The sequence below is a fragment of the Microbacterium sp. ARD31 genome (assembly GCF_031844425.1).
In genome coordinates this window covers 26,202-39,552 of the sequence record NZ_JAUZVE010000038.1, presented here as the reverse complement: position 1 = coordinate 39,552, position 13,351 = coordinate 26,202, and the positions used below count along the sequence as shown (strand labels likewise).

Here is a 13,351-nt window from a genome sequence, read left to right as displayed (position 1 = left end):
CTTCGCGCGTGACCCTGCGCCGCCTGACTGCTGTGACGGCCGTTGCGGTCCTCGCGGTGACCGGCTGCACGGCCGACGACCCGGACCAGGTCGCGGCGGGTCACTCCCACAGCGGCGGCGGCATCGTCTCGCTGGCGGTGGGCGACGGCACGAGGGTCTCGGAGGTCGGCTACACGCTCAGCGACCTGCAGGTCCGCGAGAAGCCGCGCGGCACCGGTGAGGTGCGCTTCCGCATCGAGGGCCATGACGGCGAGCCGGTGACCGACTACGTCGAGGAGCAGACCAAGGAGCTCCACCTCTACCTCGTCAACGACGCGCTGACCGTCTTCCGCCACCTGCACCCCACGCGCGCGGACGACGGCACGTGGTCGGCACCCTTCGACGTACCCGATGCCGGCGGCTACCGGGTCGTGGCGGAGTTCGTCGCCAGGGACGAGGGCGGCAACGGCGACCACGTGGTCCTCGGCCGCCCCCTCGCCATGCCGCCGGGCGACCCCGGTGACACGGTCGCCGGCGACCGCGTCGTGGACGTGACGGTCTCGCAGGCGCCGGACGCCGGCCCGAACGGGCTGCTCCGGCTCGTGGTGCGCGACGCCCAGCAGCAGCCGGTGGAGCTCGGCACCTACCTCGGCACCTACGGGCACGTCACCGGCTTCGACACCACGACGGGAGCGATGGTGCACCTCCACCCGCTCGCGGCGCCGGACGTCACCGAGGACGGCTCCGAGCTGACCTTCCACGCCGACATTGAGGAGCCGGGTGACTACCGGCTGTTCGTGCAGGTCCGAGTCGACGGGTTCCTCCACACGGTGCCGGTGGAGCTGACGGTGGGTCCTGCCGACGAGTCAGCCTGAGACGCGGAGCCGGACGGTCGTCACCGGGTTCTCGAAGCGGCTGAGCACGACGCTCACCTGCACCTCCCACTCGCCGGACCGGGGCACCACGACCTCACCGCGGTAGGTGCCGGCGGCGATCGGGGTCACGGTCACCTCGCCGACGTCGAGGCCCTCGGTCCGCAGCGAGACGACGGGGTTGGCGGGAGGGTCGTACGGATCGCCGGCGGCGTCCTGGACCTGCACGAGCAGCGTGTTGCTGCCGACGCGCTGCGGGTCCATCACCGCCAGCACGCGCAGGTCGCCTGCGGTGGCGGCGCCCGTCCCGGTCGTGCCGGAGACCGCGGTCACCGGGGCCGGACGGGGCGAGGTGTCCACCAGCACGCCGGTGACGCCGAGCAGCACGACGAGCAGCGCCGCCTCGACACGCACGGTCCGCACGACCAGGCGCGCGGCCCGCTCCCGGTCGCCGAACCCGGAGGCCGAGCGCACGGCGGGCAGGGTGCGCCAGCGGTTCCAGCCGCCCATGGCGGCGACCAGTGCTGCGATGGCGACCTTGGCGAGCAGCAACCAGCCGTACGTCGTCCCCACCAGGAGCGACCACGACCCGACGATCCGCCAGGCGAGGAACGCTCCGGCGCCGGCCACCACCAGCAGCAGGCCGGACGCGATCGTCGAGAACCGGGCGAGGGTCCGGGCTGCGACGAGCTCGCGGCTCGACAGCGCGCGCAGGGTGAGGACGAGCCCGACCAGGCCGCCGAGCCACATCGCTCCCGCCGTCACGTGCAGGACGTCCCAGAGGATCATCACCGGGGCGGGCGGGTAGGCGCGGGTGTGGCCCGCGAAGGACGGGCCGGCGAGCGCGACGACCGCGCCCGTGCCGGCCACCCGGCCGGCGAGCAGCCCGGGTGGGGCGTCGGTGAGCGTGCGGACGACGGCACCGAGGCCCACCACGACCAGCGCCGCGCTGACGAGCTCGTTCACCACGACGCCGGCGTCGAAGCCGGTGACCACGTCGCCCAGCTCGAGCCCCTGTGCGTAGACCGAGGCCACGGGGACCTGAAGCACCGCGCCGGCCGCACCCGCCCCGGCGGCGTACGTCGTCAGCCGGCGCAGCCGCGCGCGGGACGCGCTCCCGGACCAGGTGCGGGGCAGCACGAGGACGACGAACAGCGAGAGCCCGGCGGCGAGCAGCAGGCCGATGTAGGTGAGGGCGGTGAGGGCGTCGCGGAGCACGGTCACCGCAGCAGAGGAGGTCTCCGCCTCGGGTGGCGCGACCACCGAGGCGCTGGGCGCCCCGACGGAGAAGGTCAGCGCCCCCGAGATGGGGTGGCCGTCCCCGGACAGCACGTTCCACGACACGACGTACGTGCCGTCGGCGAGCCCTGCCGCGTCGGTGAGCGTCACCCGGACCTCCTCGCCGCTGGCGCCGGCGCTGGAGGGCACCACCTCGCCGCCGGCGTCGTAGACCGCGATCTCCTGCGAGGTGAGCCGGACGGGCTCGTTGAAGGTCAGCGTCACCGTCTCCGGGGCGGTGTCGACGACGGCGCCCTCGGCCGGGTCCGAGCCGACCAGCTCGGCATGGGCGGACGCGGGGGAGCCGGCACCCACCACGGCGAGGAGCGCGAGCGCGAGCGCGACCAGCGCGGCGGCGAGCCGACCCAGGGGCCGGTGCCGTCGCGCCGGTCGCGTCGCGGGCGTCACGAGGCCGTGCGCGTCCGGGCCAGGGCGAGCCCGCCGGCGACCAGGCCCAGCAGGCCGGCCGCCAGGCCCGCCCAGCCGAGGGCGGCCGAGCCGTCGTCGTCCTCCTGGCTGTCGTCCTGGCTGTCGTCCGCCACGCCCGCGGGCTCCGCCGCGGCGGCCTGGCCGCCGTGGCCGTCACCGCTCGCGGGCAGGATCTCGAAGGACGGGGCCGGGTGCTCGAGCGCCTCGGCGTCCTGGCCTTCGGCGGCGACCTCGACCCAGTCCGTGCGGCCCTTCTCGCAGGTCTGGATCGTCGGGAAGGCGAGCACCTCGCCTTCGGCGTCGGGCACCTGGAAGGACAGCTCGAAGGTGTCGCGCTGGCCGTCCGGGAGCGGGGTGGTCGCGGTGTAGGTGATCGACGACGTGCGCTCGGTGACCTCGTTGCCGTGGGCGTCGGTCGTGGGCTCGTCGAGCTGGGTGATGGTGGCCTCGAGGTCGTAGTACGGGTTCCGGGTCGGCGTCACCGAGAGCACGGACTCCGGCACCTGGATCTCGATCTTCGTGGTGGGCGAGTCCTCGCAGCCGTGGGGGACGCTGAACGTCGCCACGGTGAAGGCGCCGGCCGACGCGTCGGTCACGGTCGCGCCGACGTGGGCGCCGGCGGGGGCGACGACCGCGAGGGTGAGGGCCGCGGTGGCGGCCGGGAGCGCGCCGAGGCGCGCGAGGGTACGGATGGACATGGTTCTCCTGGACTGGTCCTTGCTGGGTCTGGGGGCGCGCGTGGGCACACCCGAGCCCGCCTCGGACTCAGGTGTGACGGACCGCCAGGGGTGGCCCACGCCTCGGCGAGACCAGCAGGTCCACCAGCGAGACACGCGTCCGGACCCGCGTGCGCTGCGACCGGAGGCGGCCTGCGACGAGGGGGGTGGGGCGCGAGGAGAAGGACACGACCGCGGAGGCGGCGCGCCGCCCGGCCCACCACAACACCGCGGTCAGCAGCGTGACGAAGAGGTGGGCGGCGACCATCTGCCAGGTCCAGCCGGGATCCGCGGCGGGCGCGGCGCCGTGGGCGGCGTGGACGTGCTCGGCGACCAGCCCGAAGGACTCGTGCAGGCCGAGCTGCGCCGCGGCGACGATCGGCAGCAGCAGCCGGGGCGACACGTCGCGCGAGAAGAGGAGGAGTCCGCCGCCCAGCACCACCGAGGCGATGAGCACCAGGCCGGGGGCCGTCGGGGCCGTGCCGCCGGCCCAGGTGTGGGCAGGGACGGCGCCGGCGAGGACCACCACGGTCGCGGCGAGCGCGCGGGCCAGGGCGTGGGGAGCACGCACGTGCTCCACCCGCGGCTCGGCCCTCATGCGGCACATCGTGTCAGAGGGACCGCGGCGGCCCGTCAAGGGCCGGTGCACCTACCAGCCGTGGTGCCTCCGTGGCCGCCGGTAGTCACCGTGCCCGTACGCCGGTGCGCAGCCGCCGCGGCGTCCACGCATGAAGAACATCAGCGGGAAGATCAGCACCCACAGCGGCGCCTCCGTCAGCACGCTGAACGCGACCAGCAGGGCGAGCACCGGCAGCAGCGGCAGCCGGAAGCCTTGCCGGCCGCGCTTCGCCGCCGGCTTCGCGGGCGGGTACGACACCTGCGGTCGGGGCAGGTCGCTGAACAGCACGGCGAGGTCGGCACGGGTGCGCGCGGTCCAGATCGCGTCGAGCCGCTCGTCGTACTCCTCGTGGTCGAGGCGGCCGTCGGCGTAGTGCATGGCCAGGTCGGCCATGGCCCGCTCGCGGTCGCTGTCGGAGATGCGCAGCCGCGGGTCGGGGGCGCTCATCGCTCGTCCCGTCCGTCCCCGTCCCGGCCGTCGGCGAGGATGCCGTAGAGCCGGCGACGGGTGTCGACCAGCACGTCGAGAGCCGCACGGCGCTGCTGCTCCGACCCCTGGGTGGCGAGCTGCCACACCGCGCTCACGACCTGGCCGATCTCGCTCTTGATGTCGGCCTGTCCGGAGGGCTGGTCGACCGGCTGCTGCTCGGTGGGCGCGAAGGGCGCCCACACCGCGGCCAGCTCGTCGGTGTGCTCCTCGGCCCAGGAGACGCCCTGGTCGGTGAGCCTGATGGTGCGGCGGCCGCGCTCGTCGTCGGACTCGACGAGCCCCTCGTCCTGCAGCTGCTGGATGGTCGGGTAGACCGAGCCGGGGGAGGGGCGCCACTCGCCGTGGCTCAGCTCCGCGATCTCCTGGATGACCTGGTAGCCGTTGATCGGCTCGTCGGCGCGGCGCGCCCGGTGCAGCACGTCGATGATCGCGGTGCGCACGTCACCGCGGCGCACGCGCGGACCGCGCTGCTGCGGTCGCGCCGGCGCGGTCGCGAAACCGAGGAGCTCGCCGAGCCACGGGGGCGGACCTCCTGGGCGCCGCCCGGGGCCCGGCCCCCAGCCGCTCCAGGCGCTGCCGCTCGAGCGGTGGCCGGAGCGGTGGTCGTCTCGTTCGTCGCCGGGCCAGTCGGCGCCGGGCCAGTGGTGTCCCATGTCGTGCTCCCTCGTGTCGTCGGTCGTCCCGCGGTACGTGACAGTCGCTGATGTATCGGAGACCTATCACGATATATCGCGAGCGTACGCCCCGCTGGGCGGCGGGACAAGGGGCTGCGCGTCTGGGGTCCTGGGTCAGGTGAAGTAGAGCTCGGCGCCGTCGTTGATGGCGTCTGCCATGGCGGATGCTTCGTGTGGGCTGATTCGGTGGGTGCCGGTGTGGTCGACGAGGAGGGTCTGGCCGTGTGGGGTGCGCCAGAGGTGGCGGCCGGGTCCGACGACGCGGGTGGTGTAGCCGCCGTGGGTCTTGGTGCGGTGGTGGCGTCGGCGTAGGGGGCCGGAGTTGTGGGGGCCGGTCTGGCCGGGTGGGCCGGTGTCGTCGTAGGGGATGGCGTGGTCGTAGTCGACGGTGTCGCGGGTGGCGGTGCGCGGTGTGTAGGGGAAGCAGTCGCCTCCGGTCTGGGTCCAGGTGTGGTCCTTGATGATCTCGGGGTGCTCGTAGGCGTCGACGCGGCGGCGCATGCGCAGGTCGAGGACCGGGGTGACGGTGACGTCGGCGTGGCCGAGGACCTCGTGGAGCTGGCGTACGTCGATGGGGCCGACGCCTTCGATGCGGGCGACGCCGGTGCGGGTGCGGAGGGCCTCGTCGGTGAGGTGCACGAAGAGGCGTCCGCGGCCGCGCAGCGCGGCCAGGCGCTTGTCGGGTATCGCGGTGAGTTTGTCGAGGTGTCGGCGAGGTGGTCCGGAGCCCAGGCCGGCTGCTCCCCGGTGTCGCCGTCTTCCGTGTGGTCCAGAAGGAGTTTCAACAGGTCGGCGGGTCGGGCGAGCCAGCCCAGGGCGAGGGAGCGGAGCTCGTCACGGTTGTGGTCGTGGCCCATCGTCGTGGCAAGGATGTCGGCGACCCGGTCGACCATGGCGTCGAGCCAGGCGGCGTCACCCGCGGTGACACGGGCGATGAGGTGACGGTAGCCGAACTCGTCGGAGCGCGAGAGCGACACGTAGCGCTGGTGGCGCGAGCGCTCGCGCTCGGCGCGGTGGGTCTCGGGATCGGCCTCGATCACCTTCGCGCGAGCGATCTCGAGGACCGTGGAGGGTGCGTGCCCGGCGATGGCCTGGCCGACCGCCCGGTCGACCCGCTCGACCTGATCGGCGAGCAGTGAGCGGGTGAGGACGGCGATCTTGCGGGCCACCCAGGGCTCGCAGTCGCCGGCCTCGACGACCGCCCAGGTCAGCGGCAGACGGTGGACCAGGTCGAGCCCGTCCGCGATGAGCGCACGCGTGGTGGCGGGATGGGTCTCGCGTGCCATGGCCAGCTCGGGGATCGCGTGCTCGCGAATTTCGGGCGTGCCGTCGCCGCCCGGGGTGAGCATCGGGTCACGCTCGTCACGCGGATGGCCCTGCACGACAGCCCACTGGATCGCCAGCCGGAGCTCCGCGACCTCCGCCAGCCGCCGCGCGCGGAGAGCGTCGGTGGCGCGGGTCAGGATCTCGCTCGCCGTCGGCTCGTCAGCCGCTGGTGGCGACTGGAGGAGCGTGTGGGCGATTGGCATGCCTGATCCTATCGAACAAGTGTTCGATCGGACAAGCGACCTCGGTGGTGAGGACGGAATCGCGGCGGATGAACGCGCAGGCCGCAAACAGTCGCGCTATGACCGGCACTGCGTGAAGCGCTCCTGAATCGTCTGGGACGCAATTGGTCAACGCGTACCACCGAGATGCAATCCACATCCAAGAGCGTCAGGGCGCAAGCGAGACCGCGGTGCCTATCAAGATCGCTGTACACACCAGTGGGATCCAAAAACCCAACCACTCAGGAGGAGCCCACTCGCTGAACGCGAGGTCGGACAATATGAGACTCAATCCCTGCGCGGCCAGTCCCGTGCCGACCGCCGTAACCCAGAAGGTGACTGCACTGTGGCCGACTGCAAGGGCAAGCAGAGCCGCCATGATGGAGAAGAGTGATGCTTGTGACAGTACAAACAGAGTGGGACGTGTGGTCCGGTCCTTGGTTGCAACGGGCGCCGCTTTGATCGATTGATCGAACGCGAAGACAAGAAGCAGCACGGCATCCACTGACATGCACGCAACGTAAAAATCAATTCCAGCGTCCGGCATTTCTGACCCCCTGTCTGACGCAATCTGATCACGTCGCGTCGAAGTGGTGTGTCGCCTTCTCCTGAGCCTGAATGGTTTACGTCTGGAGATCGACGTTCACTGTCGCGCTCTCGGGCTCTGGGGGTTGAAGACGAGGTCTTTGCGTGAGGGTCCCGTTGCCCCAAAATCATATCGAGGTGCCCCGGCGGTTGGCTATCTCCACTTGCCGTCTGGGGCCTGCTGATGGGAACGCTCGAGATCACTTGCGAACGGGAGAGCCCGATCCTTCAGATCGCGGTGGCGATTGTCGCGATTGGCTTCAATAGCAAACTCGCGGTTCGGCTGGGCACAGCGCCGCGCAGCGCGGCACCGATCAGCTGCGCGCGCGCCCCGTCGGCGTGCAGGCGGCCTTGGGCACGGTCTCGTCGGCGATGATCGCCTCGAAGAGGGCGGGGGCCCGGTCGGGGTCGGCGATGATCCGGTTGGGGTCGCTGGGCGCCGACAGGTTCGGCATCGTGCAGGTCTGGCTCTCGCCCGTCATCGCCAACGCGAACCGGCCGAGGTCGAACGGGTTCATGCCCTGGTCGACGCGGATGGCGCCGGAGGCGGCCTCGTTGATCTTCCAGTAGCGCACCGGGTTGAGGAAGGTCCACGGCGTCTTGGCCTCACTGCCGAGCGCGCTGATGACCTCCCGCTGGCGGGCGACGCGGTCGAGGTCGCTGAGGGCGGTCACGTGGCGCGAGCGGGAGTACGCCAGCGCGGTGAGCCCGTCGACCTCCTGGCACCCCTTCTTGATGTCGAGGCGGGCCATCGGGTCCACCATGTCCTGCTTGGGGCAGATCTCCACCCCGCCGAAGGCGTCCACGGTGTTGATCACGCTGCCGAAGCCGAGCTCGACGTAGTGGTCGATGTGGATGCCGGTGAGCTTCTCCACGCTCGCGACGAGCAGGGGAGCGCCGTCGATGGCGAAGGCCGCGTTGATCATCTGGGTGCCGTGGCCGGGCACCTCGGTGAGGGTGTCGCGCGGGATCGACATCATCGTGCGCCCGCCCGAGCCGGTGTGCAGCACGATGATGGTGTCGGTGTTCGTGCCGCCGCGGGGTCCGGTCTGCAGCGCCTTGCGCTGCTCGTCGGAGAGGTCGTCGGCCTTGTCGGAGCCGACGATCAGGTAGTTGGTGCCGGGCTGGTCCGCCGGGCGGTCGCCGCCGGGCTCGGCGTCGACCTTGTCGATCTTCGTCCAGAACCAGAGGGGCACGCCGGCGAGGTAGACGACGATCAGCAGGAGCACCAGCGGGATCAGCCCGAGGCGCAAGCGCGGACGCCAACGGCGCTTCTTCGGCCGCGGCGGCGGAGCCGTGGCCGCCGGGCGCGTGCCGCGCGGTGGCTGCCCGCCCGAGCCGCCGGCACCGCGAGCCTCGCGCCGGGCGACCGGCATCACGCGCGTCTCGTCGGGGCGGTCGGCGCCCTGGGCGGGCACCTGCCGGGTGGCGTCGCTCGACGGGGACTGCGACTGGCTCCCGTAGAGCCAGTCGTACTCGGGCGTTCCCTTCTCGGGCATCCCGGAGCCCTGCGGACGATCAGCCATGAGACGGGACGCTACCGTGCCGGGCATGACGGAGAGCGCAGCGCGACCCACGTCGTACAGCCGCGTGAGCCTCGGCATCATGGCGCACTCGAGCGAGGCCAACCTGCTCGGCAACGTGCACGGTGGCGAGATCATGAAGCTCGCCGACTCGACCGCCGGCGCCGTGGCGCACCGGCACAGCGGTGGGCCCGCCGTGACGGCGGCGATGGACGAGATGACCTTCCTGGCGCCGGTCCACGTGGGCGACATCATCAAGACCTACGCGCAGGTCAACTGGGCCGGCACGTCCTCGATGGAGATCGGGGTGCGGGTCGAGGCGCAGCCGTGGGGCAATGCCGGCGACGAGCCGGTGCACGTCGCGAGCGCCTATTTCGTGTTCGTGGCCATCGACGACGAGGGGAAGCCGCGGCCGGTGCCGCCGCTGGAGACCGAGACGCCCGGTGACGTACGACGTCAGCGCGAGGCCGAGATCCGCCGCGCGCACCGGCTGGCGCGCAAGGCCGAGATCGACCAGGGCCGGGAAGGATGACCGACTGGCGGCACGTGCGCACCGAGCGGCTGTGGCTGGACGAGCCAACGGACGGCGACGCCGAGGCGCTGTTCTCGATCCACAGCGACCCGGCGTCATGGGTGCACTTCCCGTCGGGCCGGGTGACCGACCCGGCTGCCGGCGCGGTGATGGTCTCGGCCAGCACGGCCCGCTTCGCGCGCGACGGGCTGGCCTACTGGTCCGTGCGCGACCAGGAGGGCGGACCTGTCGTCGGCCGGGGCGGGTGCATGGGACCCGACGACGGCCCGTGGTGGAACCTCTACTACCGCTTCGACCAGCGCGTGGTGGGCCGCGGCTACGCGACGGAGATGGGGGAGGCGGCGATCGCGGCCGCCCACGACGTCGCGCCCGACCGGCCGGTGCTGGCCTACCTGCTCGAGCACAACCACGGCTCGCGGCGGACCGCCGAGAAGCTGGGCCTCCGCCTCGTCTGGCGGGGGCCCGACGAGGGGAACCCCGACCCCGACGCCGTACGGCTGGTGTTCCTCGACCGGGCGCCCGACGACGCGCTCGTCCGGAGCCTGGAGGCTGCGGGGATGCCCGCGCGGCACCTCGTGGCCGGCTGACCCGGTCGCCACGGCGAGTCGCGACCGGATGTGACGGGTGTGACTGGTGATACTGGGCGGGCTGACTTCCCCCAGCAGAGAGGCTTCCCCGATGCCGCCCGTCCCGCCCTCCGGGTCGCACCAGACGAGGTTCACCACGCTCGACCGCGCGCAGCGCGTCCGGTTCCGACGTGCGGTGAGCCTGATGCTGATGACCTTCGTGCTGCCAGGGTCGGCCCAGCTGGTCTACGGCAACCGCCGGGTCGGGCGCATCGCGCTGCGGACGTGGCTCGCGGTGCTGGTGCTCGGCCTCGTCGCGGTGGTCGCCTCGTACTTCTGGCACGGCGTCGCCTTCTGGGCGGGCACGAACACCATGCTGCTCCAGGGCCTGCGGCTCGCGCTGATGGCACTGGCGGTGGGCTGGGCGTACCTCTTCATCGACGCCTGGCGCCTGGGGCAGCCGCTGACCCTGCAGCGCCAGCACCGCCTGGCTGTCGTGGGCGTGAACGGCTTCCTCTGCTTCAGCGTCGCCGGCGCGCTGCTGTTCGGCGCGCACGTGGTCGGCGTGCAGCGCGACTTCATGATCTCGATGTTCGGTGACGGCTCGGCCGTCGGCGCCCACCAGGGCCGCTACAACGTGCTGCTGATGGGCGGCGACTCCGGAGCGGGCCGCTGGGGCCTGCGTCCGGACTCGATGACAGTCGCGAGCATCGACGCGGAGACCGGCAAGACGGTGCTCATCTCGCTGCCGCGCAACATGCAGAACTTCCCGTTCCCCGAGGGGTCGGTGATGCACGAGCAGTTCCCGAACGGCTTCGACGAGGAGGGGATGTACCTCAACGGCCTCGCGACGTGGGCGCTCGACCACTCCTCCCTCTTCAAGGGCTCGAAGAACCCCGGCGTCGACGCCACCATCGAGGGCGTCGAGGGGATCACGGGCCTGAAGATGAACTACTGGGCGATGGTCAACCTCGAGGGCTTCAAGGACCTCGTCGACGCCGTGGGCGGCGTCGAGCTCAACGTCCGCCAGCGGATCCCGGTCGGGCTGCCGCACGACTCCTTCTTCCGCTACATCGAGCCGGGCAAGCGCACCCTCAACGGCATGGACACGCTCTGGTTCGCCCGGGCGCGCCACGACTCGGACGACTACTCCCGCATGGCGCGTCAGAAGTGCGTGATGAGCGCGATGCTCGAGCAGGTCAGCCCGCAGACCGCCGTGACGAACTTCCAGAAGATCGCCAAGGCCAGCTCGGCGATGGTCTCCACCGACATCCCGCGCAGCGAGGTCGACCGATTCGTCGACCTCGCCCTGAAGGCGAAGAGCCAGAAGATCGCGACGCTGTCCCTGGTCCCGCCGATGATCAACACCGCGAACCCCGACATCGCCCTCGTGCAGCAGAAGGTCGCCGACGCGATCGCCAAGGCCGAGGGCCAGGAGCCCGGGACCGGGACGGCCGAGGCGGCGGGGACGGACACCGACGCCGGCACGGAGTCGTCCGGTGCTGCGACGACCGGGAAGGGCAAGGGCTCCACGCCCGCGCCGACCAGCCCGTCCACGACGCCCCCGGCCGCGCCGTCGGTCACCGGCGGTTCGCTCGGCTCGCTCTCGGAGGGCTACGCGGCCAACGAGGCGGAGGACCTCGGCGCGGTTTGCTGACGGGGTCCACCCGGCCCCTAGGGTGTAGGCCGTGACCTACGGACCCCTGCCTCGCATCGTCGCGGTCGTGGTCACCTTCAACCGGCTCGGCCTGCTCGAGAAGCTGGTCGCGCGGCTCGGCGAGATCGAGGGTCTCGCGGAGGTCCTGGTCGTCGACAACGCGTCCTCCGACGGCACGGGGGAGTGGCTCGCCGGCCGCTCCCACACCGGCGAGATCGGGCTGCTGGGCCGGACCCTGCCCACCAACCGCGGCGGCGCCGGGGGCTTCCACGACGGGCTGGCCTGGGCGATCGACCGCGGCGCGGACCTGGTCTGGCTGATGGACGACGACGGCCTGCCCGACGTCGACTGCCTCGACCACCTGCTGGCGGAGACCGAGAACCTCGACTTCTGGGGCCCGCTCGTCGTCGACGAGGCCGACCCCGACCGGCTCGTGTTCCCGATCCGGCTCCCCGGCGGCACCCGCGTCCTGCACTCCGTGGACGACGTACGACGTGCGGCGAAGGACGACCGCATCGACGGGATCGTCATCCCCTTCAACGGCGTGCTGGTGACCAAGGAGCTCGTCGACCGGATCGGCCTGCCGCGCGAGGAGTTCTTCATCTGGGGCGACGACCACGAGTACCGCCTGCGCGCGGAGGAGGCCGGCGCCCGCGTCGCCACCGTGGTCACCGCGACCGTGCGCCACCCGAGCGTCGGCAACCTCGGGACGCCGATGATGTTCGGCCGCACGACCTACAACGACTCGCCCAGCGACCTCAAGCACTACTGCATGGCGCGCAACAACCTGGTCAACCTCCGCGACTACCGCGGGCCGGCGCACGCGATGGCCTTCGTGGTGAAGACCGCGTGGTTCTACACCTTCACCCGCCCCAGCCTGTCGCGGCTGCGGCTGAGCCTCAGCGCGATGCGCGCCGGCATCGCCGGTGACTTCGACGGGCACCGGAGGTTCCTGTCGTGACGGCAGAGACGGTCGCGGTCGTCGTGGTGACCCACAACCGCGCCGAGCTGCTCGACCGCCTGCTCGACGGGCTGGCGGCGCAGACGCGCCGCCCGGACGCCGTCGTCGTGGTCGACAACGCGAGCACCGACGGCACCGCAGCGCTGCTCGCCTCGCGCAGTGACCTCCCGCTGCAGGTGATCACCCAGGACAACCTGGGCGGCGCGGGCGGCTTCCACGCCGGCGTGCGCGCGGCGTACGACGCCGGGTGGGACCGGGTCTGGCTCGTGGACGACGACGTGCTGCCGGCGCCCGGCTGCCTGGAGGCGCTGATGTCCGTCGACGAGGACTGCCTCATCGCCGTGCGCGAGGACCTCACGGGCGCGCTGGTGGAGAAGGCCGCGGTCGAGTTCGACCTCCGCAACCCGCTGGCGATCCACCCCAAGCGCGCCACCGTCGACGCGGTCTACCCCGACCGGGCGTCGATGCCGCCCCTGGTCGAGGTGCAGAACGTCGCCTTCGAGGGCTTCATGGCGCGCCGCTCGGTGGTCGAGGAGATCGGCTTCCCCGACCCGGCCTTCTTCATCTTCTACGACGACGCCGAGTACGCCGTGCGCGCCCGCCGCGCCGGCCACCGGATCATGGGCGTCCGCGACGCCGTCCTGGTCCGCCAGCTCGACTTCAACCAGCAGCACGACCTCTCGGGCTGGAAGGGCTTCTACATGTACCGCAACCTCTTCGTGGTGCACCTGCGCCACGGGGAGAACCTGCTCGTGCGGCTCAAGCCCTGGCTGATCACCCTCGCCGTGGTGGTCCTCAGCCCGCTGCGCGGTGGTCGGGCCGAGGCACGCAACGTGATCCGCGCCATGGCCTCGGCGCGGGGCATGCGCCGCCTGACCGCAACAGCACGACCCCCTCGTTAGACTCAGTCAGCGCCTCTCACCA

At 72.0% G+C, this 13,351-nt stretch carries 16 protein-coding genes; 8 read left to right on the top strand and 8 right to left on the bottom strand.

Annotation, left to right across the window (positions count from 1 at the left end; genetic code table 11):
- Positions 1 to 8 precede the first annotated feature (8 nt).
- The gene (locus Q9S36_RS40070; protein WP_311290325.1) at positions 9 to 854 is read left to right on the top strand and encodes a hypothetical protein; all 846 of its coding nucleotides are present in this window, start codon (positions 9 to 11) and stop codon (positions 852 to 854) included.
- On the opposite strand, the gene Q9S36_RS40065 is transcribed toward Q9S36_RS40070, so the two are convergent.
- The 6 genes from Q9S36_RS40065 to Q9S36_RS40040 all read right to left on the bottom strand — a co-directional run bounded on the left by Q9S36_RS40065 (position 846) and on the right by Q9S36_RS40040 (position 5,695).
- Complete coding sequence (locus tag Q9S36_RS40065; RefSeq protein ID WP_311290324.1) at positions 846 to 2,537, bottom strand: copper resistance protein CopC; 1,692 nt, start codon at positions 2,535 to 2,537, stop codon at positions 846 to 848. The genes Q9S36_RS40070 and Q9S36_RS40065 overlap by 9 nt on opposite strands.
- Entirely contained in the window at positions 2,534 to 3,256 is a 723-nt protein-coding gene (locus tag Q9S36_RS40060; RefSeq protein WP_311290323.1) for a YcnI family protein, read from the bottom strand. The genes Q9S36_RS40065 and Q9S36_RS40060 overlap by 4 nt, the downstream gene beginning before the upstream one ends.
- Positions 3,257 to 3,323: 67 nt before the next feature.
- Complete coding sequence (locus tag Q9S36_RS40055) at positions 3,324 to 3,872, bottom strand: hypothetical protein (protein ID WP_311290322.1); 549 nt, start codon at positions 3,870 to 3,872, stop codon at positions 3,324 to 3,326.
- 51 nt (positions 3,873 to 3,923) lie between these two features.
- Entirely contained in the window at positions 3,924 to 4,340 is a 417-nt protein-coding gene (locus Q9S36_RS40050; RefSeq protein ID WP_311290321.1) for a DUF1707 domain-containing protein, read from the bottom strand.
- Positions 4,337 to 5,035, bottom strand: coding sequence for a PadR family transcriptional regulator (locus Q9S36_RS40045; RefSeq protein ID WP_311290320.1), 699 nt, complete (start codon positions 5,033 to 5,035; stop codon positions 4,337 to 4,339). The genes Q9S36_RS40050 and Q9S36_RS40045 overlap by 4 nt, the downstream gene beginning before the upstream one ends.
- 135 nt (positions 5,036 to 5,170) lie before the next feature.
- Positions 5,171 to 5,695, bottom strand: a complete 525-nt coding sequence (locus Q9S36_RS40040; protein ID WP_311290319.1) for a hypothetical protein — start codon at positions 5,693 to 5,695, stop codon at positions 5,171 to 5,173.
- A 125-nt stretch (positions 5,696 to 5,820) separates the two neighbouring features.
- Here Q9S36_RS40040 and Q9S36_RS40035 point away from each other — a divergent pair, with 125 nt between their 5' ends.
- Together Q9S36_RS40035 and Q9S36_RS40030 are read left to right on the top strand one after the other, a co-directional pair.
- Positions 5,821 to 6,195: a hypothetical protein gene (locus Q9S36_RS40035; RefSeq protein ID WP_311290318.1), complete on the top strand. Its 375-nt coding sequence runs from the start codon at positions 5,821 to 5,823 to the stop codon at positions 6,193 to 6,195.
- An 81-nt stretch (positions 6,196 to 6,276) separates the two neighbouring features.
- Positions 6,277 to 6,591 (top strand): hypothetical protein, encoded by a 315-nt coding sequence (locus tag Q9S36_RS40030; RefSeq protein WP_311290317.1) that lies wholly within the window; start codon positions 6,277 to 6,279, stop codon positions 6,589 to 6,591.
- 181 nt (positions 6,592 to 6,772) lie between these two features.
- Here the strand turns inward: Q9S36_RS40030 and Q9S36_RS40025 are convergent, their stop codons facing one another.
- The gene (locus Q9S36_RS40025; RefSeq protein ID WP_311290316.1) at positions 6,773 to 7,114 is read right to left on the bottom strand and encodes a hypothetical protein; all 342 of its coding nucleotides are present in this window, start codon (positions 7,112 to 7,114) and stop codon (positions 6,773 to 6,775) included.
- Positions 7,115 to 7,502: 388 nt separating this feature from the next.
- Positions 7,503 to 8,714: an LCP family protein gene (locus Q9S36_RS40020; RefSeq protein ID WP_311290315.1), complete on the bottom strand. Its 1,212-nt coding sequence runs from the start codon at positions 8,712 to 8,714 to the stop codon at positions 7,503 to 7,505.
- 25 nt (positions 8,715 to 8,739) lie between these two features.
- Between Q9S36_RS40020 and Q9S36_RS40015 the strand changes: the two genes are divergently transcribed.
- The 5 genes from Q9S36_RS40015 to Q9S36_RS39995 all read left to right on the top strand — a co-directional run bounded on the left by Q9S36_RS40015 (position 8,740) and on the right by Q9S36_RS39995 (position 13,329).
- Positions 8,740 to 9,243: an acyl-CoA thioesterase gene (locus Q9S36_RS40015; protein WP_311290313.1), complete on the top strand. Its 504-nt coding sequence runs from the start codon at positions 8,740 to 8,742 to the stop codon at positions 9,241 to 9,243.
- Positions 9,240 to 9,830, top strand: coding sequence for a GNAT family N-acetyltransferase (locus Q9S36_RS40010; protein WP_311290312.1), 591 nt, complete (start codon positions 9,240 to 9,242; stop codon positions 9,828 to 9,830). The genes Q9S36_RS40015 and Q9S36_RS40010 overlap by 4 nt, the downstream gene beginning before the upstream one ends.
- 91 nt (positions 9,831 to 9,921) lie before the next feature.
- A complete protein-coding gene (locus Q9S36_RS40005; RefSeq protein WP_311290311.1) occupies positions 9,922 to 11,466 on the top strand; it encodes an LCP family protein in 1,545 nt (514 codons plus the stop codon).
- Positions 11,467 to 11,497: 31 nt separating this feature from the next.
- The gene (locus Q9S36_RS40000; protein WP_311290310.1) at positions 11,498 to 12,427 is read left to right on the top strand and encodes a glycosyltransferase family 2 protein; all 930 of its coding nucleotides are present in this window, start codon (positions 11,498 to 11,500) and stop codon (positions 12,425 to 12,427) included.
- On the top strand, positions 12,424 to 13,329 hold the full coding sequence (locus tag Q9S36_RS39995; RefSeq protein ID WP_311290309.1) for a glycosyltransferase family 2 protein: 906 nt from the start codon (positions 12,424 to 12,426) through the stop codon (positions 13,327 to 13,329). Before Q9S36_RS40000 ends, Q9S36_RS39995 begins: the two co-directional genes overlap by 4 nt.
- Positions 13,330 to 13,351: the final 22 nt, after the last annotated feature.